Genomic DNA, 20,515 nt, shown 5'->3' with positions numbered 1-20,515 from the left:
GTGAGGGGTCAGTGGCCGGCCACCGCCTGCGACTGCTCCGTCAGGAACTCGGTGACAGACTTCGGGTTGATCCCACGCTGGCGGAGGGGCTTGTCATCCCAGGTGGCCTCCTCGATATCCGAAGACAACCCGACGCCCAGCGCTGAAGCCATGGCGTCGTTTCTGCGTTTCAACATGAGCGTGAGCAGCCGCGCCACGGGGCGAGGCATGTGCTGCACCTTCAGGGGGTGGTGCGCCAGTTCCCCTGCCAGCCCAATGATCTCTTTCCTGGTCAGCGGCTCGGGTCCGCCCACGTCGATCTGTGCCGGCGGATCGGGCTCCAGTGCCACGGCGGCGAGGAGGGCGGCGATATCCCCGCTGGATACCAGCCGGCGGCGGGTGTCGCCCTTGCCGATGACGGCTGCCTTTCCCGCCGCGAGGTCGAACCGTGCGGCGCGGCTGAGCTGGACCTCCTGCAAGCCGTCGGAGCGGACCACCACGGCCCGCATGGGGGAGTTCGCCAGGCGCCGCTCGATGGCGAGCTTGGCCTGTTCCAGCGGGGTCCGGAGGCTGGCGCTGCCGATCGGGAAGGACTGGTAGACAAAGCGCTGCACGCCTGCAGCCTCGGCGGCATCGACTAGATGGCCCATGCCCACTTCGTCGACGTCCCGAATGGTGGCGGAACTGGCCCCCGCAAGGCGGCGGGTGATCGCCGTTGCCGTGGCAATCACCGTTTCGATGCCCTTGCACGCGGCCGGCAGCGTGGAAGGTTGGGTGAGGTCGCCGCGGACAATCTCAGCGCCGATCGCCCGGAGTGGGGAATCGTCGGTGGTGGGACGGACCAGGCAGCGGACATCCTGCCCGGATTCACGCAGCCGCCGGGCCACCCGGCCGCCGAGGTCACCCGTTGCCCCGACCAGTAAAATCATGGCCGTGCTCCTTCCGGGCCGGCTCCGGTAACGGCCTGGACCGCGGCATTCACATCCGCCGTATCCCTTTCGACAGGCTCCAGGTAGAACCTGACAGTCGCAATCTGCTCGCCGCGGACGCTGAAAATTGCCACGCCGGCCTGCTCCACGGCGCTGCCATCGAGGCGGGTGCCGCGCGATCCCCATTCCACCCATACCTTGCCGCCGGTACCAGGTGCCGAGTCCAGCACGGTCACGGTCATGTCCGGGATCCCTGCGAACAGTGCGGACCAGTTCTTCCGTACCTGCGCGCTTCCGGTGAAGCTGCGGGCCGGGTGGTTGGGGGTGATATTGACGTAGTCGTCTGCGAACTCGGCCATCATGGCATCGAGGTCGTGCCGCTGTGTTGCGGAAAACATTCGGCGCACAGGGCCGTCGGGGAGGCGGTCCACGCCGTCTGGCGTGTCCATGGAAAAGCTCCTTGGTGCCTCGCCGGGCGAGGCTGTGACCTGTTAGATTGATTTCAATACAGTTAACTGTATTGATTGGAGTTTAAGACCGAATGCAGAGCCCAATCAATGCCTCCGGTAAACGCCCCGCCAGGCGAAGTTATGATGCACGGCGTCGCCGGCAGCTCGCTGCGGAGTCGCTGCACAGCGTCCGGACGCACGCCCGTGAGTTGTTCCTTGCACAGGGATTTGGGGCGACGACGATTGTGGAGATTGCGCGCGCTGCCGGGGTGTCCGCCGAATCGGTCTACAAGAACTTCGGCAGCAAGGCGGGGCTGGTCCGCGCCATTTACGAGGAGAGCCTCCTTGGCGCGGGCGGTCCGCCGGCCGAGCAGAGGTCCGATCTCGCCCAGGCAACGGAGACTGATCCGGTACGCCTGATGGAGCGGTTCGGCCGGTTCACCACGGAGATCAGTCCCATCGGCGCCCCGGTTTACCTTCTCATCAGGGACGCAGCGGCCAGCGGGGACGCTTCCATGGCGGCACTGCTGCGTGACGTGGACGACGCCCGTTACCGCCGGATGCTGCACAATGCGCGGCAGCTGGTGGGCAGGGGGCTCCTCCGCCCCGGCCTCACGACGGCCGAGGCTGCCGACGTCATGTTCACCTCAACGGCCGCCGAACTCTACGAGACCCTGGTGATCAAGCGGGAATGGTCCGCCGAACGCTACGGCACGTTCATCGCCCGGACCCTGGCGGCAAACCTGCTGTGATCCGCAACGTCCGCCAAACCTCAACGCAGACCTGTTGGCCGCGGGATTCCCCGGGCAGAATGGGCCCATGGCGCAGCTGATCTACTCCGGAATCATGTCCCTCGACGGCTACACCGCGGACCGGGAGGGCAACTTTGCCTGGTCCGCCCCCGACGAGGAAGTCCATGCCTTCATCAACCACCTCGAACGGGACGTGGGCACGTACCTTTTCGGCCGCAGGATGTACCAGGTCATGTCGGTCTGGGAAACGTGGGACACATCGGATGAACCTGCCGTGATCCAGGATTACGCCCGCATCTGGAAGGGAGCGGACAAGGTGGTGTACTCGACGTCGCTTGACGCCGCCGCCACACCCCGGACCCGGCTGGAACGCCAGTTCCTGCCGGACGAAGTGCGCAAACTGAAGTCCTCCAGCGGGAAGGACATCACCATTGGCGGCCCCACCCTCGCCGCGCACGCCCTGAAAGCGGGCATCGTGGACGAGTGCCGGCTGTTCATCACCCCGGTGGCCGTGGGTGGCGGGCTGCGTTTCCTGCCGGACGGCCTGGAGTCCCGGCTGGAGCTCGTCGATGAGCGCCGCTTCGAGCAGGGCGCGGTGTACCTGCGTTACAGATGTCTGACCTAGCAGGCAGAATGGGGTCATGACACGCATCGCCATCATTGGCGGCCACGGGAAAGTGGCCCTCCTTCTGTCCGCCCTCCTGACCGGGGAAGGCCACAGCGTCACCTCGTTCATCAGGAATCCCGACCATGCGGCGGACGTCACGGAGACCGGCGCCACGCCGGTGGTCCTGGACGTTGAGAATGCCACCACGGCGGACATCGCCGGCGCAGTCCAGGGCCACGACGCCGTGGTCTGGTCAGCAGGAGCCGGCGGCGGCAACCCTGAACGGACCTACGCCGTGGACCGGGACGCTGCCATCCGCTCCATCGACGCCGCCGCCAAGGCGGGCGTCAACCGGTACGTCATGGTGTCCTACTTCGGCGCAGGCAAGGACCACGGTGTGCCCGAAAGCAACAGCTTCTTCGCGTATGCGGAGGCTAAGGCCGCCGCGGACGAGTACCTGCGCGGCACCGCGCTGGAGTGGACCATCCTGGGCCCGGGTGCGCTGACTGACAAGCCCGGAACCGGGCTGATCGACGTCGACCCGTCACCTGACGGGGACCGTGACACGTCGCGGGCCAACACGGCCATCGTGGCCGCGGCGGTGCTGGACCTGCCGCAGACCGCCGGCCGGACCATCGAGTTCCGCGACGGCACCCTTCCGGTCTCGGCCGCCTTGGGACCGCGGGCCTAAGGCGCCGGGCACGAGCCGGATGGATCAGCTCGCACTCATCATTGGCCTGCTGCTTGCCACGGTGGTGGCCGTGGGGTTGGGGGACCGGCTGCGGCTGCCGTACCCGGTCCTGATGTTGCTCCTGGCGGTGGCGTTGACGTTCATTCCGGGATTTCCGGATCTTGAGATTCCACCCGAGCTGATCCTCCCCATCTTCCTGCCGCCACTGCTGTTCGCCACCGCCCAGCGCAGCTCGTGGGCGGTGTTCCGGGTCCGGTGGCGCACTTTGATCATGCTGGCCGTGGCCCTGGTGGTGATCAGTACCGCTGTGGTGGCCGGGGCGGCGTGGCTGATGATTCCCGGAATTGGAGTTCCCGCCGCCATAGCCCTGGGCGCCATGGTGGCCCCTCCTGACCCCGTGGCGGTGGAGTCCGTGGCCGGCCGTGTGCACATGCCGCGGCGCCTGATTACCGTGCTGCAGAGCGAAGGCCTGTTCAATGACGCCGCCGCCATCGTCATTTTCCAGGCGGCCGTCGCCGCCGCTGTGGGCGGCACAAAGGTGGGGTCCGACGTCGTCCTGAAATTCCTCGTGGGCGCCGCGCTTGCCGTGGTGGTCGGCGTCGCCATGGGGTGGGTGATCGCTTTGGTCACCAGGCTGGTGACGTCCATGGTTGCCCGGAGCGCGGTGACCCTGGTGGTGCCGTTCGCCGCCTACATCCTGGCGGAGGAGGTGCACGCGTCCGGTGTCATCGCCGTCGTGGTCACCGCCCTCGAGATGCAGCGTCACGCCCGCCCGCAGGACGCAGCCGAGCGCGTCACCAGGAACGCCTTCTGGGACGTGGTGGAGCTGTTGGTGACGGGGCTGGCCTTCGGCCTGGTGGGGCTGGAGATCCGGCACGTCATCCGCGACGAGGGTGCCGATATTTTCGGCATGATCGGCGTGGCGGCCGTGGTGTGCATCCTGGTCTTCGCCGTCCGGTTCCTGTGGCTTGCCGTCCTGGCCGCGGGTGCCCGGAAACGCAAAAACGTCCTCCAGCCCGCGTCGTGGCAGGAAGTCCTCATCCTGACGTGGTGCGGGATGCGCGGTCTCGCCACCCTGGCGCTGGCCCTGGCACTGCCCTTGACCCTGGCCGACGGTGCGCCGTTCCCCGGCCGGGACTACCTGCTGGTAATTGCCTGTGCGGTGCTGCTGGCCACGCTGGTCCTTCCGGGCCTGACGCTGCCGTGGCTGATGCGCGTCCTGAAGGCCTCCGAGGACGGGACGGCCGAACGCGACGCCGTCCGGGTGCTCGCGGCACGTGCCCAGGCCGCCGCCGTCGCGGCCCTGAAGCAGCACCACCTGATGAAGGACCTGCCGCAGGAAAAGGTGGCCCTGGTCAGGGAACGGATGCGCCGCCTGCAGGCCGAGCTGGCGGGCGGCAACCTGCCCGACGAACCCCTGGCGGAAAAGCGGCAGCGCGGGCGGGAGCTGGCGGTCGCGGTCCAAACGATTGCGTTGGACGCTGCGCGGCAGGAAGTGGTGGCGGCCCGCAATGAGCCGGACATGGACCCGGAGGTGGCGGACCGGGTGCTGCGGCAACTGGACCTGCGCACCATGATCATGCCGGAGTAGCTACGCCTGCGCCCGCGGAACCAACTCCAGGTCGAGCGAATGCTTCTCCACGTAGTCCAACGCGCAGCGCACGGCACCCACCGTCACAATCGAGTCTCCCAACGGGGAGACGGCCACCCGCGCGGGGGTGGCTGTAAAGCTTTCCAGCCGCGCGGTGATGGGGCCCAGCAGCACATCCGCGGAATTTGCCACGCCGCCGCCGATCACCACCAACTCCGGGTTGAGCAAGGTGGCCACGGTCCCCACCACCCGGGCCATCCTGTCCGCCAGCCGGTCCAGGATGTCCTGGGCCACGGCGTCACCGTCCTTCGCGGCCGAGAAGACCTGCTCGGCCTCGACCCGGCCAGGCTGGAAGGCCCGGAGCGCGGTGGGGACGGACCCGGCCAACGCTTCCGCGGCCCAGGTCCGGGCCAGGTGGGCGATCCCGTAGGTGTCGCCCACCCCGTCCACCAAATCCAGGTAGGCAAGCTCCCCGGCGCTGCCGCGGGTGCCGTGCACCAGCCGGCCCCCTTCGACGATGCCGGATCCCAGCCGTTCGCTCGCCAGGATCACCACGACGTCGTCGATCCCGGCGGCCGCACCCTGCCACCGCTCGCCCAAGGCGGCCAGGTTGGCGTCGTTCTCGAGCAGCACGGTCCACCCCCGGGCGTCCTTCAAGGCCGGCCGCAGTCCCAGATCGAACAGGCCCCAGAATTCCTGCGTTGCCAGCACCTCTCCGTGCCGGTCCACCGGCGCGGCCACACCGGCGCAGACGGCCAGGACCTGGTCAGGTGCGGCTTCCGCGGAGTGCAGCGCCGCCATGGCCACGCCGTCAATGAACGCAATGCGTTCCCCGGATCCCACTTCACCGGCCTGGAACGGTCGGCTGGCGCGTCCAACGGTTGTGCCCCGCAGATCCGATACCACTACGGTGACCTTGGCGTACCCGATGTCCATGCCCAGGACCACCCCGGCCCGGTCGTTGAGTTCGAACCGGCGGGCAGGCCGGCCCTTTTGATAGCCCCCAAACTCGCGCTGGTTCTCCCGCTCCAGGATCCAGCCCCGCCGGACCAGGTCCTCGCAGACAGCAATGGTGGTGGCGCGGGTCAGGCCCGTTGCTGCCATGACGTCCGTGACGGTCACCGCCACCGCGGAGCGCATGAACTCAAGGACCGCGCCGGCGCTGACCCGCCGCAGCAATTGGGGAGTCGCCGGAACCAGTTCAGGCATGCTGTTGACCTTCCTGCACAATGCACCAGATAATACTTGAGGAAGTAAATTTAGATCCAATATAAACATACCCGAGCCGACGAAAAGGACCGTTTCCTTGTCCACCACTGCCACGCTGGCAACCCTGTCCGACTCCGACCGCCTTGCCGATCCCAACTGGTGGCGCCAGGCCTCCGTCTACCAGATCTACCCCCGCAGCTTCGCGGACTCCAACGGCGACGGCATCGGTGACCTGAAGGGCATCACCGCCAAGGTGCCGTACCTGAAGTCGCTGGGAATCGACGCCGTCTGGCTGAGCCCGTTCTATCCCTCCGCCCTCGCTGACGGCGGCTACGACGTGGACGACTACCGTGACGTCGACCCCAAGCTCGGAACGCTGGCGGACTTCGACGAGATGGCCAAGGCCCTGCACGACGCCGGCATCAAGCTGATCGCCGACATCGTCCCCAACCACTCCTCCAACCGGCACCGGTGGTTCCAGGAGGCGCTGGCCGCACCCAAGGGATCCCCGGCCCGCGACCGCTACATCTTCCGCGATGGCAAGGGCCCCAACGGTGAGTTCCCGCCGTCGGACTGGGACTCGGTCTTCGGCGGACCCGCCTGGGAGCGGATCACGGAACCGGACGGCACTCCCGGCCAGTGGTACATGCACATCTTCGCCAAGGAGCAGCCGGACCTGAACTGGTCCAACCGCGAGATCCGCGACGACTTCCTCAAGACCCTGCGCTTTTGGTCCGACCGTGGCGTGGACGGCTTCCGTGTGGACGTGGCGCATGCGCTCACCAAGGACCTCACCGAACCGCTGCTGTCCAAGCTGGAACTGAGCGCTGCCAACACCGGCGTGGACGGATTCGACGACGGCTCGCACCCGTTCTGGGATCGCGACGAAGTCCACGAGATCTACGCCGAATGGCGTGAGGTGTTCAACGAGTACAACCCGCCGCGCACCGCCGTGGCCGAAGCCTGGGTGCACGCCACCCGGCGCGCCCGCTACGCCAGTCCGCAGGGATTGGGCCAGGCGTTCAACTTCGACCTGCTGCAGGCCGATTTCGACGCCGCCGAGTACAAGGAGATCATCACCCGCAACCTTGCCGAGGCTGCTGCCACCGGCGCCTCCTCCACCTGGGTGTTCTCCAACCACGACGTCGTCCGGCACGCCACCCGTTACGGACTGCCGCAGGTGGCCAAAGAAAAGGCCGGTACCAAGGGCCAGGACGGCAAGGACTGGCTGCTTGCCGGGGGACCACAGGACCAGTTGGACGTCGAACTCGGCGAACGCCGGGCCCGCGCCGCAACCTTGCTGATGCTCGCCGTTCCCGGATCCGCCTACCTCTATCAGGGTGAGGAACTGGGCCTGCAGGAAGTGGCCGACATCCCCGAATCGGAACGCCAGGACCCGTCCTATTTCCGCAACAAGGGCGTGGAAATCGGCCGCGACGGCTGCCGCGTGCCGCTGCCGTGGAAGGTCGAGGGAACCTCGTTCGGCTTTGGCGACGGCGGCTCCCACCTGCCGCAGCCGGACTGGTTCAGCACCTACGCCGTCGAGGCCCAGGACGGCACCGACGGCTCCACCTTGGAGCTCTACCGCACGGCCCTGAAGCTGCGCCGCGAACTGCTCACGGGTGAAGAGCTGGAGTGGATCGAGGCCGGCACCCCGGACGTGCTGCACTTCAAGCGCCCCAACGGCTGGCAGTCGGTGACCAACTTCGGAGACACCGCCGTCGACCTTCCCGCCGGGGAGGTGCTGGTCAGCAGCTCCCCGCTGGAGGACGGCAAGCTGCCGGCGAACACCACCGCGTGGCTGCGCTGATGCACGGCCGCCGTGGAATCGGGTGCCCCTGATGCAGGAACTCATCTACGGGTGCATGGGGCTGGGCGGCAGCTGGTCTGACGAGCCGCATGAAGCCAAGCATGTGGACCAGGCCGCTGCTGCCGTCCAGGCGGCGGTGGACGCAGGGATCACCCTGTTCGATCATGCGGACATATACCGGAGCGGCAAGTCGGAAGCCGTCTTCGGCGAGGTGTTGGCGGCCACCCCGGGCCTGCGGGAGCGGATCCGGCTGCAGACCAAGTGCGGTATCCGGCTGAATGAACGCGGCCTGCAGACCTACTACGACCTCAGCCGGGCGGGCATCCTGGAACGGGTCAACGGCAGCCTCGAAAGGCTTCGGACGGACTTCGTGGACATCCTGCTCCTGCACCGCCCGGATCCGTTGGCGGACCCGGCGGAGGTGGCGTCCGCCGTCGGGCAGTTGATGGCCGAGGGAAAGGTCCGGCAGCTGGGCGTCTCCAACATGTCTGCTGCCCAGATCGGGGCTTTGCAGGACCGGCTGGAGACGCCGGTGGTGGCCAACCAGCTGGAGATGAGCCTGCTCAAGCGGGCCTGGCTGGAAAGCCAGGTCCTGGTCAACCACCCGGAGCACCTGGATTACAGCTTCCCGCACGGCACGCTGGAGTACTGCGCCCGCAACAACATCACCCTGCAGGCGTACGGGTCCCTCGCCCGCGGCGCCTACACCGGAGCGGAGCTGGAAAGCCCCACCTCTGCAGAGGCCGCCACCGCAGAACTTGTGGCGGAACTCGCGGGGGAGTACGGGTCCACCGGCGAGGCGGTCCTGCTGGGCTGGCTGATGAAGCACCCGGCCGGAATCGCCCCGGTGATCGGCACGGCCAACCCCGAACGCATCCTTGCCTGTGCGGATGCGGAAAGGGTAGCCGCTGCCATGACCCGCACCGACTGGTACCGGCTCTGGGTGACGGCACGCGGCAGCAACATTCCGTGACCGTTCCGCGCCAGGTGGCGGCGGGTGCCCTGATGCGTGGTCATCAGGGCACCCGCCGCATCCATATCCGGTCACAACGCGTTTAGTTCGTATTGATCCTCACAAGCCGGCCGTTTTCTTCGCCGTGCCGCTCGCCGGGCGGATACTGTAGAAACCATGACGTCTACCATCGCCGCCGAAACCGTAAGGCCGGAACGCAATATCCCCGCAGAGATCGCCCGTTCGTGGCTGCTCGTCAATGCCATGAAGCCGGAGCTCTTCGACCAGTCGGCCGTGTCCCGCGCCGATTCGATCATCCTGGATATTGAAGATGCCGTGGACCCGTCGCAGAAGGACCAGGCCAGGGCCAACGTGGTGGACTGGCTGACCGCCGGCGGCCAGGCCTGGGTCCGGATCAACGACGCCACCAGCCCGTTCTGGGCCGATGACCTCGCGGGCCTGCGAGGCACCCCGGGCCTGCTCGGGGTCATGCTCGCCAAGACCGAGTCGGCCGACCAGGTGACCGAGAGCTTCCACCGCATGGACGGCAAGACCCCCGTGATCCCGTTGGTGGAATCCGCGGTCGGCATCGAGGAGGCCAACAACATCGCCAAGGCCCAGGGCGCGTTCCGGCTGGCGTTCGGTTCCGGCGACTTCCGCCGCGATACCGGCATGGCCGCCACCCCGGAGGCAATGGCCTACCCGCGCGCCAAGCTGGTCGTCGCCAGCCGCGTGGGCAACCTGCCCGGCCCCATCGACGGGCCCACCGTGGGCACCAACCACCCCATCCTGCGCGAGCAGACCGGCATCACGGTGATGATGGGCATGACCGGCAAGCTGTGCCTGGCCATTGACCAGACCCCGGTGATCAACGAGGTCATCAGCCCTACCCCGTCCGACGTCGCGTGGGCCACCGACTTCATGAACGACTTCGAAGCCAACGGCCGCGTCATCCGTGACGGCTCCGACCTGCCCCGCCTGGGCCGCGCCGAGAAGATCATGAAGCTCGCCGTAGCCTTCGGGGTCCAGCCCGCACTCTAGCGCCGCCATGTTCTGTCAGGAGACCCCGTTGACCGATACCCCATATCTGGTCCACGGGGTCTTTTGGGACGGGGCACCTGCCTCCCCGGCAGCACAGGCGGCCACAGCAGCGCACGACGCCGGCAGTCCGGTATTGCGCCTGCAGTCACCGGACGGGAACTTCCGGGAGCTCAGCCTCCGCCCGCGGGCACGGCTGGGCTTCGACATCGTCCGCACCGGCAAGTCCTGCCTGGGACATACGGTGGTTCACTCGTCAACGCGGCGGGACCATATCCCTTGTGCCTCCGCGGCGGCCGCGGCCCGAGGAAAACAGTGCGAGCGGTGCTTCGTGCTGGACGAGTCCCGGATGATGCATGACTTCCACCGTGGCGGCCGGGTGACGCCGGGCCTGCGGGACTACCTGATGCAGGAGCACTGGCTGTACGTGGCCACCTTCGCAGGCGGCGCCACGAAGGTGGGAACGGCCTCCGGACCGCGAAAGTGGAACCGGCTGGCCGAACAGGGAGCCGCGGCGGCAAGCTACGTAGCCAGGGCTCGGGACGGAAGGGTGGTGCGCGTCCTCGAGGACCTGGTGACGGAGCAGGCCGGCCTGACCCAGCAGGTCCGGTCCGCGGCCAAGGCCGAGGCATTGTTGTACCCGCTGCCCGCCGCGGAGTTGACGGCCGTCAACGCCCGCGCCGCCGGCCGGGTGCGGGCGCTGTTGGCACAGACAGCAGTCGAAGGCTTCGACGTGATGGGGGAGCAGTGGGTCCGGCCGCCGCATGCCGGCGCCCTTCATGGGGCCGAGGCCCGCCACGCGTACCCGTACGCCTTGGACCGGGGGCGGCACGGTTTCGACGTTGCGTCCCTGAGCGGAGCGAATGCCCTGGCCCGGCTGGACGGCACGGACGCCGGGTTCGTGGTCAACCTGTCCCAACTGGCCGCCCGGACCGTCGTGCTGGGGGACTACGCTTCAGCAGTGCCGGCGCTGCAGGAGGCCTTGTTCTGACCCGCCGGGTTTGCCGCGCCGCCGGGCTCGGTAGACTTGGACGGTGCTGAACGAATTCTGGGCCACCGCGCCAACCCGCTACAAAGTCCTGGTCTTCGGCGCGATGGGACTGATCGCCGTCGGCATTATCCTCAACCTCATCGGCAACACCGGCGGCAACCAGGGCCTGGCCATGGCTTCCCTGCCGCTGATCGGGCTGGGCCTGGTGTTGCACGTCGTCGGCATGGTGGTCCGCGGCCAGTCCATCCGGAAGAACCTCCGACGGTAGCGTTTCGGCGCACGTTTCCTGCCGCCAACACGCGGAGGATAGGCTGGAATCCATGACTATCAATCCGGACCTGCAGGGCCGAAGCTACCCTGCCGCAGAGGTGTACGACGTTGGCCGGGAGAAAATCCGCGAGTTCGCGCGCGCCGTGAAGGCCACGCACGCTGCACACTTCGACGTTGAGGCAGCAAAGGCGTTGGGCCACCGCGATCTCGTAGCGCCGCCCACGTTCGCCATCATCATCGCCCAGCGCGCCGACGCCCAGCTCATCGAGGATCCGGAAGCCGGAATCGACTTCTCCCGCGTGGTCCACGCCGACCAGCGGTTCACGCACCACCGCGCCATCGTGGCCGGAGACCGCCTCGTCGCGGAACTGCACGTTGACGGCGTCCGGGCCATGGGCGGCGGCGCCATGATCACCACCCGCTCGGAGATCTTCGCCCTCGGCGACGGGGATTCCCGCGAGCAGGTCACCACCACCACATCATCCATCCTGGTCCGCGGAGAGGGACAGTAACCATGCGCCCCAGCCTCACTGAACTCAGCCCCGGCCAGGACATCGGCAACCGCACCATCGAGGTGACCCGCACGGACCTGGTCAAATACGCCGGCGCCTCCGGGGACTTCAACCCCATCCACTGGAACGAGGCCTTTGCCACCAGCGTGGAACTGCCCGGCGTTATCGCGCATGGCATGTTCACCATGGGCTCTGCCGTCCAGCTGGTCACGGACTGGGCAGGCGACCCTGCCGCTGTGGTGGACTTCCAGACCCGCTTCACCAAGCCGGTCCTGGTCACCGATACCACCGGCACCACTGAACCCGGCGCTACCGTCGAGGTCAGCGGCATCATTGGAAAGCTCGATGCCGAGGCCAACACCGCGCGGATTGACCTCACCGTTGTGGCCGCCGGGCAAAAAGTGTTGATGAAGGCGCAGGCACTGGTCAAGCTGGCCTGACCCCGCGCCGTCACTTCGGTCCGATCCTTTCACCGGCCCGGCAGTTTAACGCGGTTGAGGGAGGATGCCCGCGCGGGCATCCTCCCTCAATCCTTTTTTATGGCACGTGTGGGTCAGGAAGCCGCGGCGGCGTTGTAGGCCGACTGGATGACCGAGCCCCAATACGGGCCGTACATTGTGGTGGAGTTGCTTCCGTAGCCATAACTGTTGACCGAGTTCTGGTAACCGCCCGAGGAGGTGCCAATGAACCAGGGGCCGCCCGAAGAACCGCCGGTCATGTTGCAGGGGATGCCTTGTGTGTTGAACTGCGGGTTATAGGGATCGTTGGTGGCCGTGCCCGAGCAGCTCTTGAGGGATTCCCCGTTGAAAGGCGGTGCGGCCGGGTAGCCGAATGCCTTGTAGGCGAGGCCGCGGGCGGCATTGAACCGGACACCGGAGGCGCCCACGACGTCCGCGAGGGTGCGCCCGTTCAGCGGCGACATCACGGCGAAACCGGTGTCGTACTGCATGTTGCCTGAGGAGCTCCACTCGGTGGGGGCGTAGAGGGCCCGGGCCGTCCACTTGCCGTACGGAGCTGCCCCGTTGAGGTAGGCGGGGACGAACGTGAACCGGGTTGCGAAGGCGTCGGGGCCCTCGTTGATGCAGTGGCCCGCCGTGGACACGGTGCTCCGGTTCGTGGAGGCTACCGAGTTGGCCGAGCACACATAGTCTGTCCCGCCCAGGGTGAAGAACGCCTTGCCGATATGCGGGACGGGGTTTTCGCTGGCGTTCGCCATCGGCTGGACCGTCGGATCCGATCCCTTGATTTTGGTTTCGCTGCCTTTATTGGGCGTTTCCCCCAGCGCGGCAGCATTGCCTTTCTGTCGCTGCAGTGCCTTCTTGGCGATTACATCGCCCGGGACGGCTGCCCGCATTCGCTCCGGCGTCCAGTAGTCGGCGGTGTCACCACTTGTCCTGGAGCTGCTGGTCCCTGGAGTTGCGCCGTCTCCGGGGGCGGAGGGTGCCGCTGTTGCGCCGCCGGCCGACAAAAAAGCGATTCTGTTACTTTCTCAGGGTGGCCAAGGGCCGGGGTGCCCGGCGCGTTCCCTAGTATTGTTGACGGGTGACTGCCACCATGCTTTCCCAGCTGACCACGTCCGCCGTCGGCGGCCCCGCCGGCACCTTCATCGAGGCCCGGACAGAGGGGGAGATCATCGACGCCGTCAGGTCGGCGGATGCCGCCGGCGAGCAGCTCCTGCTCATCAGCGGCGGCTCCAACCTCCTGGTGTCCGACGACGGGTTCCCCGGTACCGTGGTCAAGATCGCCTCGGAGGGCTTCACCGTGAACGCGGAAGACTCGTGCGGCGGTGTGGCCGTCGTGGTGCAGGCAGGCCACAACTGGGACCGGTTGGTGGAGCACGCCGTTCGCCATGCCTGGTCCGGGATAGAGGCCTTGTCCGGTATCCCGGGCTCTACCGGTGCCACGCCCGTCCAAAATGTGGGAGCGTACGGTGCCGAAGTGTCCCAGACCATCGCGGCCGTCCGCACCTGGGACCGGGAACGGAACGCCGTGCAGACGTTTACCAATTCCGAACTGGGATTCGGCTACCGGGATTCCATCCTGAAGCGGAACACCGTTGACGGTTCTCCCCGGTACGTGGTCCTCACCGTCGAATTCCAGCTGCCGCTGGGCCGCATGAGCGCACCCATCCGGTACGCCGAACTGGCCCGTTCCCTCGGCGTCGAGGTGGGCAAGCGCGCTTACGCCAACGACGTCCGCCGGGAAGTGCTGCGGCTGCGCGCGTCCAAGGGTATGGTGTGGGACGCCGCCGACAGGGACACCTATTCCACCGGTTCGTTCTTCACCAACCCCATCGTCCCGGCCGACGTTGCCGACACGCTGCCGGAATCGGCTCCCCGCTACCCGGCAGGAGGGGATGGACTGGTGAAACTCTCGGCAGCATGGCTGATTGACCAAGCCGGGTTCGGCAAGGGGTTCGGACTGGAACCGGGAAGCGTATCCGCGGGCCGGGCCGCCCTGTCCACCAAGCACACGCTCGCCGTCACCAACCGCGGCTCAGCCAGCGCGGCGGACATGGTGGCGGTGGCGCGGGAGGTGCGCACCGGCGTCGAGCGCCGTTTCGGCATCCTGCTGCACCCCGAGCCGCTGCTCATCGGACTGGAACTCTAGGGGTCCGGGTGTGACCCCGTGCCAGCTGTGACCCGGCCTAGGATGGGGCCATGGCTGCACACGGTGCCCTGCGCGACCGCAGGATGATAGGCAGGCTGCGGCTCGCGTCGCAACGGCTTGCGGGCGGAGGCGGCTCAGTGCCGGAACTGGTCCGGTGGATGACTGCCATGCAGGCACAGGACCTGCCCGCAGCCCTGTGGGCGGTGGGAGTGCGGGTACCGGGTGCCGGAATCACGGACGTGCGGGCCGCCATCAACAGTGGCACGGTGGTGCGTTCCTGGCCGATGCGCGGAACGCTGCACCTGGTGGCCCCCGAAGACCTGCGCTGGATGCTCGAACTAACCGCGGAGCGGCTCACCCGGAGCATCGCTGCCCGGCACCGCCAGCTGGACATTGCATGGGCCGACGTTGAGAAGGCACGGGACATCGCCCTTGACCGGATCCTGGCGGAAGGCCCCATCAGCCGCCCCGAATTGTTCCGGGAATTCGACGCCGGCGGCCAACCGACCCAAGGGCAGCGGGGCGTCCACCTCCTGGGCTCGCTCTGCCGGCACGGCTGGCTGGTGCTGGGTCCTATGGCCGGGAACCAGCAGCTGATCGCCGCGTTCGACCAGTGGATACCATCGTCCCGCCGGCTGGACCAGGAAGAGGCAGTCGCGGAATTCCTGCTGCGCTACCTCCGCAGCCACGGGCCCGCCACCCTGCGGGACTTCGCCTGGTGGACGCAGCTGCCGCTGACCGACGTAAGGGCGGCGCTCCAGGAGGTCAGCGCACAACTGGTGGAGCTGGAGTGGGAGGGGACCTCGTACTGGATGTCACCCGAGACTGCGGCCCTCCTCGATGGCGGCCTGCCGGGCGCCCGCTCCGTGCACCTGCTGCCCGGGTTTGACGAGTTCGTCCTCGGCTACACTGACCGCACGCCCGTCCTGGCGCCGGAGCACTTTGACCTGATCGTTCCGGGCGGCAACGGCATCTTCAAGAAGACCGTGCTGGCCGCCGGAACGGTGGCCGGCACCTGGATGGTCCAGGGCACGGGCCGGAGCGCCGTCGTCGTTCCTGAAATGTTCGACGCAACCGCGGCATTTGGCCCGGCAGCCCAAAAAGCGCTTGCGAAGGCCGCGCGGGAGTATCTGGCGTTCTTGGCCCGCTAGGTTGTCGGAAGCTTCGCAGCTGCCGGTGGCGTCCACCGCCGGGCGGCACGCTGCCCGGCAAAGGCACTCGCAGCGATGGTGACCAGGGCTCCGAGGAGTACTGCGGCGCCCTCACCGGGAAGCAGGACCCCCGTCCGGGTTCCGATGCTGGCTGCGGCCACCGGGATGCCAAGCTGGGCTGCTGACAGGACGCCGAGGATGGCCGGCACGCCGAGCACGCGGAGGACCGCATGGATGAGCAGGGATCCGCCACCGAGGCACAGTCCCAGCAGGATCATGCCCGGGTGCGCCGCCAGCTCACTCAGGTTCAGCGAGGCGCCGAGGCACACGAAGAACACGGGCCCCAGGAACCCGTCGCTGACCGCGAACAACTGGTGGGCGAGGCGACGGGGCTCACCCACGGCAGCCACCACCAGGCCGAAGGCGAAGCCGGCCAGCATGATGGACACACTGTTGAGCACCGCCAGCCCGGCCAGGGCGAAGAGGATTGCCAGCTGGATGCGGAGCTCCAGGGCGAACCTCCGGTTTTCCGATAATTTGTGCAGCCTGGCCCGGGCGCCTGACTGCTCGGCGCGCCGCAGCAGCAGGAACAGCACCACGGCGCAAAGCGCGACGGCGAGGGATCCCACCGCCGCCCGGCCGGCGTTCACGGGATCCAGGGCAAGGGGGAGCGCCACGATGCAGGCGACATCCGCGATGGCCACCTGTGCTGTCATGGCCAGCACGGGAGGGCCGCTCAGGCCCAGTGAGTCAACAATGGGCAGGACCATCGCCGCTGAGGAGGAGGCGAGCAGGACCGCATAAAGCGGGGCATGGCCGGTACCGAAAGCTGCCGCCACGGCAACCCCGGTGGCGGCAGCCAAGGCCGCTGCCACCAGGGCCTGCACCGCACCGTGGCCCAAGGCTGAACGGAGCCGGGCGTCCCGTACGGGCACATGGGTACCGACAACGAACATCAGCAGCGCAAAGCCGACGTCGGACAGGAGCCGCAACGTGGGATCGGAGGAGTCCACGAGGTTCAGCCCGCTCCGGCCAATGGCGACGCCGGCGAACAGCTCCCCGGCCACCACTGGCACCTGCCATTTGGCAGGCAACGCCAGCAGCGGGCCGGCCATGGCAACCACGGTGATCAGGGCGAGGGCCAGGAAAGCCATGATCTGCCTGCGCGGCGGCCGGGCCGGCTGCTACAGGTTGCCGGTGGCGATGTTGAGCATGCGGCGCAGCGGCTCGGCGGCGCCCCAGAGGAGCTGGTCGCCCACGGTGAAGGCGCTGATGTACTGCGGACCCATTTCCATCTTGCGGATGCGGCCCACCGGGATGTCCAAGGTGCCCGAAGCGGCGACGGGGGTCAGGTCCGCCATGGAGGCTTCCTTGGTATTGGGAACCACCTTGGCCCACTGGTTGTCCTCGTCCAGGAGCTTCTCGATCTCGGCGACGGACAGGTCTTCGCGGAGCTTGAGGGTCAGGGCCTGGGAGTGCGAACGCATGGCACCGATCCGGACGCAGAGCCCGTCCATGATCACATGGTTTTCCGCCGAGGTGCCCAGGATCTTGTTGGTTTCCACCCCGGCCTTCCACTCCTCCTTGGACTGGCCGTTGCCCAGGTCAGCATCGATCCAAGGGATCAGCGAGCCGGCCAGAGGGACGCCGAACTGGGTGGCGTCGATATCCGTGCGCTGGTGGGCCAGGACCTTGCGGTCGATGTCCAGGATGGCCGACGCGGGGTCGTCCAGTTCCGTGCTGACCTCGGCGTTGAGCGTGCCGAACTGGCTGAGGAGCTCGCGCATGTGCCGGGCGCCGCCGCCGGAGGCTGCCTGGTAGGTCATGGAGGTACCCCACTCCACCAGGTTGTTCTTGAACAGCCCGCCCAGGCCCATGAGCATGCAGGACACGGTGCAGTTGCCGCCGATGAAGTCCCTGGTGCCGTTGACCAGGCCCTTGTCGATGACGTCACGGTTGATGGGGTCCAGGACGATGATGGAGTCATCGCTCATGCGCAGGGTGGAGGCGGCGTCGATCCAGAGGCCGTCCCAGCCGCGGCTGCGCAGTTCGCCGTGGACCTGCTTGGTGTAATCGCCACCCTGGGCAGTGACAATAATGGGCAGCTTGGCCAGCGTGTCGACGTCGAACGCGTCCTCAAGCTTGCCGGCGCCCTCAGCGAAGGAAGGCGCCGCACCTCCGGCGTTGGAGGTGGAGAAGAACACCGGATTGATGTTGGCGAAGTCGCCCTCATCCTGCATGCGCTGCATGAGGACGGAGCCGACCATGCCGCGCCATCCGACCAGGCCGACGGAAGGGGTAGCTGCTGTAGTCATTTGTCCAGTTTAGACTTCGCGTCAGGCAGGGCGCAGTCGGTTACGTCACGCGGGATCGCTTCCGGGCACTTGTTACAGGCAACCAGCCACTCCCGCCGCGGCAACAAAGACGACTGCCATCACGGGGAAGCCGACGGCGGACCGCACCTGTGCATGCGAGCTCGCGGTGACTATGCCGAGTTCCTCCTGGGAGTAGCTGTGCAGTTCAGCCTGCTACCAGTCCGCTTGGCGTGAGCGACGGGTGGGGGGCTGAAGGGTCTTGCCTGATGCTTTCCGGAGACGTACAGCCCTGCGTTCCTTGAGGTAGTAGGCCCACGTCGTGGGGACGATCCACAGCCCAAACGCAATGGCGAACACAATTTGGCCCCAATTGGGGTCCTCCGTGCCTTCCACAAACAATTTAACGAGCAGCACGGCCACAACGGTCATGATCAGTGTGATCAGGATGCTCAGGACGAGCAGCCCGCCAGCCGAATTAACCGGCTTGACGGCGCTGCCGGCGTCGCCCTTGTAGACCCCGTATTCCTCCACGGTGAGGCCTTGGCGTGCTGCCTCGGCCTCCACTTGCCGGGCGTAGTAACCTTTTCTACGGCCGCGTTCTGATCGGTTTTTCGGGTGGCTCATGCGCCTTCACCTCGGGCTGCCAAGATGCGGCCCAAGAGGCCCCGGTCGTCCAATCCGGTGGTCTCAACAACGTCCTGGGCAGGATCCAGGATTTTGCCGCTGGCCCAGCCGTCGGCGTCAGGCCTGATGAGCAGATGTTCGTCGCCGGATAGTGTTCGCACGCGAATGAAGGCCGTGCCGTCAGGATGGTTGCTGATGTGTTCCTTGATAATGGCTAACTCTGCCTCGGCGCCAGGGAAAGCCGGGTCTTGAGCGAACGCAAACCAGGATTCGAGGGTTCGCGGCTGGAGCAGCACCGAGACTTTGTCTGACTCAACGTGGACCACAGTGTCCGTGATTTCGGAGGTAATGAGGCTGATTTCCGTCCAGCGTTGCGCACTTGCCAGCGCATAAGCGACTGCAACAGCGGGTCCTTCAAGTTCCAAGTCTGCACCGATGGTGGCAAATCCTCGGCCGAGCAGCGAGGACGCGCCGGCAACGCATAAGCGATCAGTATCTACTTCCGCCTCCAGCCGAAGCACTTCAGCCGACTTAGTGGCCGACACCGTCCCGAACATCTTGAGCATGAAGGCGATCTCGGCAAAGCCGAAACCAACGGCTGAATCCGCGGCCGTTCCCTCTTGCAGCGTGGGGGTCATCCTTTAAGCTCCTTAGATTTTGCGCTAGCCGATTCCGAGGAATTTAGCTGCACTCTGGCCCAGGTCGGCCAAGTTCTTTCCGGTTTCGGCCACAAACGATGCGCCCTCAACAGCCTTTTTGGCGATGATTTCACCCGTGTCTTTTGCCGCACCGTTCACGAAGTTCTTCACCGCGGGTATTTCGTAGATCGCGATGCCTGCGCTTGCTACCTGACACACAGTTCCTGCGGGAGGCGGGAGGAAACAAGCTACACCCAGTCCGGTTTTCACTCCGGACCAAATTGCGTCTCCCGTCTTGCCTTCCGACAGGTACTTCGCGGTGTCCATGCCGTTCAGCCCGACGCCCAGCCAGCCTACCCCGCGACCGAGCCCGCCCTTGCCCAAGGCCTCCATCACCGGGCCTTGTCCTTTGAAGAACAGAGGAGCCTCTTCAAAGAAACTTCTATATTGGCTGAGCCGAGGGAAATATTTGAACAGGTTCTTCGCGCCCAGGAGGTCGGATCCCGATTCCAAGAGGTTGTAAGTGATGCTTTGTGCAGAAAGCATCTTCCACGCTTTGGCGTCGCTGAGAACCTCGGCGCCCTGGTTTCCCAGTACTGCCAGCCCAAAGACGGTTCGTGGCAGATCAAAACCGGCTTTGAACTGGCTCCGCAGGCTCCAGCCGTCCCGAAACGGTGAACCCTTGGCCAGCCAATCAGGCCCCGAGGGATCGGCAGGAGATGGGGAACCGGTCCGGTCAGGCCCTGCGGAACCACCAGGAAGATGACCGCCCGTGCCGCCCGAGCCGTTGTTGCTGCTGGCCTGCTCCTGCTCATCGGCATTTTGGAGCAGCACCTTGGATTCCTGCTGCAGCCTTGAGACGGTTTGCTGCAGGAGCGTGCGGTGGTTGCTGTTCCAGTCAGACCGGAACCGCTGGGCATCCGCGCCCTTCCAGGCCGGATTGTTGTTGATCTGGCTGCTCAGCTGCGTCGACTGCTGCTGCAGCAGGTCGGCCGTCTTGCTGAACTGCTGCGCGAGGGTACGCAGCTGTTCTACGTCGGCACCCCACAAAGTCCCTGCCACCAGGAATCCCCCCCAATATTGATCCAGCAGCCCCAGAGTGCTGCGTGCCCCAGCCTAGGCCAGGACCAAGCCGCTTGCGATGGGGTGGCCTCCCCATGTCGCAGCCGAAAGCGTTAGCCCTGGTCTGACTGCTCCAGCACCGCTGCCTTCCGGGCACGCAGCGCGAAGAACGCCCCGAAGGTGAACACCTGAGTGACCACCACCAGCACAATGGCCCCGGCGATCTTGTTGCCGCCCAGGATCATGGTCAGCCCCACAATCGCGGACAGCAGCGCCAGGAGGGGCAGCAGCATGTAGCCCAGGACGAACAGGGTTTCCGGTTTCTTCAGCATGTT

23 protein-coding genes are annotated in these 20,515 nt (G+C 66.6%); 13 read left to right on the top strand and 10 right to left on the bottom strand.

Annotated features, from left to right (window positions below; translation table 11 throughout):
* Positions 1 to 8: 8 nt before the first annotated feature.
* Together ACFVVC_RS17800 and ACFVVC_RS17795 are read right to left on the bottom strand one after the other, a co-directional pair.
* Entirely contained in the window at positions 9 to 908 is a 900-nt protein-coding gene (locus ACFVVC_RS17800) for an SDR family oxidoreductase (RefSeq protein WP_387456174.1), read from the bottom strand.
* Positions 905 to 1,357 (bottom strand): nuclear transport factor 2 family protein, encoded by a 453-nt coding sequence (locus ACFVVC_RS17795; RefSeq protein WP_387456171.1) that lies wholly within the window; start codon positions 1,355 to 1,357, stop codon positions 905 to 907. Before ACFVVC_RS17795 ends, ACFVVC_RS17800 begins: the two co-directional genes overlap by 4 nt.
* A gap of 92 nt (positions 1,358 to 1,449) precedes the next feature.
* Between ACFVVC_RS17795 and ACFVVC_RS17790 the strand changes: the two genes are divergently transcribed.
* The 4 genes from ACFVVC_RS17790 to ACFVVC_RS17775 all read left to right on the top strand — a co-directional run bounded on the left by ACFVVC_RS17790 (position 1,450) and on the right by ACFVVC_RS17775 (position 4,998).
* The gene (locus tag ACFVVC_RS17790) at positions 1,450 to 2,109 is read left to right on the top strand and encodes a helix-turn-helix domain-containing protein (RefSeq protein WP_387456169.1); all 660 of its coding nucleotides are present in this window, start codon (positions 1,450 to 1,452) and stop codon (positions 2,107 to 2,109) included.
* 67 nt (positions 2,110 to 2,176) lie between these two features.
* Positions 2,177 to 2,734, top strand: coding sequence for a dihydrofolate reductase family protein (locus ACFVVC_RS17785; protein ID WP_387456166.1), 558 nt, complete (start codon positions 2,177 to 2,179; stop codon positions 2,732 to 2,734).
* Positions 2,735 to 2,750: 16 nt separating this feature from the next.
* On the top strand, positions 2,751 to 3,407 hold the full coding sequence (locus ACFVVC_RS17780) for an SDR family oxidoreductase (RefSeq protein ID WP_387456164.1): 657 nt from the start codon (positions 2,751 to 2,753) through the stop codon (positions 3,405 to 3,407).
* Between the two features lie 19 nt (positions 3,408 to 3,426).
* The gene (locus ACFVVC_RS17775; protein ID WP_387456161.1) at positions 3,427 to 4,998 is read left to right on the top strand and encodes a Na+/H+ antiporter; all 1,572 of its coding nucleotides are present in this window, start codon (positions 3,427 to 3,429) and stop codon (positions 4,996 to 4,998) included.
* Here the strand turns inward: ACFVVC_RS17775 and ACFVVC_RS17770 are convergent, their stop codons facing one another.
* Entirely contained in the window at positions 4,999 to 6,207 is a 1,209-nt protein-coding gene (locus tag ACFVVC_RS17770) for an ROK family protein (RefSeq protein ID WP_387456158.1), read from the bottom strand.
* A gap of 97 nt (positions 6,208 to 6,304) precedes the next feature.
* On the opposite strand from ACFVVC_RS17770, the gene ACFVVC_RS17765 reads away from it, so the two are divergent.
* From ACFVVC_RS17765 to ACFVVC_RS17735, 7 genes are all read left to right on the top strand, one after another.
* A complete protein-coding gene (locus tag ACFVVC_RS17765) occupies positions 6,305 to 8,017 on the top strand; it encodes a glycoside hydrolase family 13 protein (protein WP_387456155.1) in 1,713 nt (570 codons plus the stop codon).
* Positions 8,018 to 8,048: 31 nt separating this feature from the next.
* Positions 8,049 to 8,990: an aldo/keto reductase family oxidoreductase gene (locus ACFVVC_RS17760; protein ID WP_387456153.1), complete on the top strand. Its 942-nt coding sequence runs from the start codon at positions 8,049 to 8,051 to the stop codon at positions 8,988 to 8,990.
* Between the two features lie 156 nt (positions 8,991 to 9,146).
* Complete coding sequence (locus tag ACFVVC_RS17755; RefSeq protein ID WP_018760509.1) at positions 9,147 to 10,010, top strand: CoA ester lyase; 864 nt, start codon at positions 9,147 to 9,149, stop codon at positions 10,008 to 10,010.
* A gap of 28 nt (positions 10,011 to 10,038) precedes the next feature.
* Entirely contained in the window at positions 10,039 to 10,998 is a 960-nt protein-coding gene (locus ACFVVC_RS17750) for a DUF2797 domain-containing protein (RefSeq protein WP_387456150.1), read from the top strand.
* Between the two features lie 43 nt (positions 10,999 to 11,041).
* Positions 11,042 to 11,266: a DUF3188 domain-containing protein gene (locus ACFVVC_RS17745; RefSeq protein WP_387456147.1), complete on the top strand. Its 225-nt coding sequence runs from the start codon at positions 11,042 to 11,044 to the stop codon at positions 11,264 to 11,266.
* Positions 11,267 to 11,318: 52 nt separating this feature from the next.
* Entirely contained in the window at positions 11,319 to 11,780 is a 462-nt protein-coding gene (locus tag ACFVVC_RS17740; RefSeq protein WP_018760506.1) for a MaoC family dehydratase N-terminal domain-containing protein, read from the top strand.
* A gap of 2 nt (positions 11,781 to 11,782) precedes the next feature.
* A complete protein-coding gene (locus tag ACFVVC_RS17735) occupies positions 11,783 to 12,220 on the top strand; it encodes a MaoC family dehydratase (RefSeq protein WP_387456144.1) in 438 nt (145 codons plus the stop codon).
* Between the two features lie 113 nt (positions 12,221 to 12,333).
* Here the strand turns inward: ACFVVC_RS17735 and ACFVVC_RS17730 are convergent, their stop codons facing one another.
* Positions 12,334 to 13,257 carry a trypsin-like serine peptidase gene (locus ACFVVC_RS17730; RefSeq protein WP_387456301.1) on the bottom strand — a complete coding sequence of 308 codons (924 nt, stop codon included), beginning with the start codon at positions 13,255 to 13,257 and terminating at the stop codon, positions 12,334 to 12,336.
* Positions 13,258 to 13,322: 65 nt separating this feature from the next.
* Here ACFVVC_RS17730 and ACFVVC_RS17725 point away from each other — a divergent pair, with 65 nt between their 5' ends.
* Both ACFVVC_RS17725 and ACFVVC_RS17720 read left to right on the top strand, forming a co-directional pair.
* On the top strand, positions 13,323 to 14,390 hold the full coding sequence (locus ACFVVC_RS17725) for a UDP-N-acetylmuramate dehydrogenase (RefSeq protein WP_387456141.1): 1,068 nt from the start codon (positions 13,323 to 13,325) through the stop codon (positions 14,388 to 14,390).
* A gap of 50 nt (positions 14,391 to 14,440) precedes the next feature.
* Complete coding sequence (locus ACFVVC_RS17720) at positions 14,441 to 15,541, top strand: winged helix DNA-binding domain-containing protein (RefSeq protein ID WP_387456138.1); 1,101 nt, start codon at positions 14,441 to 14,443, stop codon at positions 15,539 to 15,541.
* Here the strand turns inward: ACFVVC_RS17720 and ACFVVC_RS17715 are convergent.
* The 6 genes from ACFVVC_RS17715 to ACFVVC_RS17690 form a co-directional block, all read right to left on the bottom strand.
* On the bottom strand, positions 15,538 to 16,695 hold the full coding sequence (locus ACFVVC_RS17715) for a cation:proton antiporter (RefSeq protein WP_387456136.1): 1,158 nt from the start codon (positions 16,693 to 16,695) through the stop codon (positions 15,538 to 15,540). The two genes, ACFVVC_RS17720 and ACFVVC_RS17715, sit on opposite strands and share 4 nt — an antisense overlap.
* A gap of 30 nt (positions 16,696 to 16,725) precedes the next feature.
* Positions 16,726 to 17,856: an aspartate-semialdehyde dehydrogenase gene (gene asd, locus ACFVVC_RS17710; RefSeq protein ID WP_387456133.1), complete on the bottom strand. Its 1,131-nt coding sequence runs from the start codon at positions 17,854 to 17,856 to the stop codon at positions 16,726 to 16,728.
* A 213-nt stretch (positions 17,857 to 18,069) separates the two neighbouring features.
* Positions 18,070 to 18,480 carry a hypothetical protein gene (locus ACFVVC_RS17705; RefSeq protein ID WP_387456130.1) on the bottom strand — a complete coding sequence of 137 codons (411 nt, stop codon included), beginning with the start codon at positions 18,478 to 18,480 and terminating at the stop codon, positions 18,070 to 18,072.
* Positions 18,477 to 19,118, bottom strand: a complete 642-nt coding sequence (locus ACFVVC_RS17700; protein WP_387456127.1) for a hypothetical protein — start codon at positions 19,116 to 19,118, stop codon at positions 18,477 to 18,479. Before ACFVVC_RS17700 ends, ACFVVC_RS17705 begins: the two co-directional genes overlap by 4 nt.
* 24 nt (positions 19,119 to 19,142) lie before the next feature.
* Positions 19,143 to 20,180 carry a WXG100 family type VII secretion target gene (locus ACFVVC_RS17695; protein WP_387456124.1) on the bottom strand — a complete coding sequence of 346 codons (1,038 nt, stop codon included), beginning with the start codon at positions 20,178 to 20,180 and terminating at the stop codon, positions 19,143 to 19,145.
* 113 nt (positions 20,181 to 20,293) lie between these two features.
* Positions 20,294 to 20,512: an NF038396 family protein gene (locus tag ACFVVC_RS17690; protein ID WP_141159734.1), complete on the bottom strand. Its 219-nt coding sequence runs from the start codon at positions 20,510 to 20,512 to the stop codon at positions 20,294 to 20,296.
* Positions 20,513 to 20,515: the final 3 nt, after the last annotated feature.

Source organism: Pseudarthrobacter sp. NPDC058196 (assembly GCF_042882685.1).
In the GTDB taxonomy this organism is placed as follows: domain Bacteria; phylum Actinomycetota; class Actinomycetes; order Actinomycetales; family Micrococcaceae; genus Arthrobacter.
The sequence above is the reverse complement of the archived record's forward strand: the minus strand, read 5'-3'. Positions and strand labels throughout refer to the sequence as shown.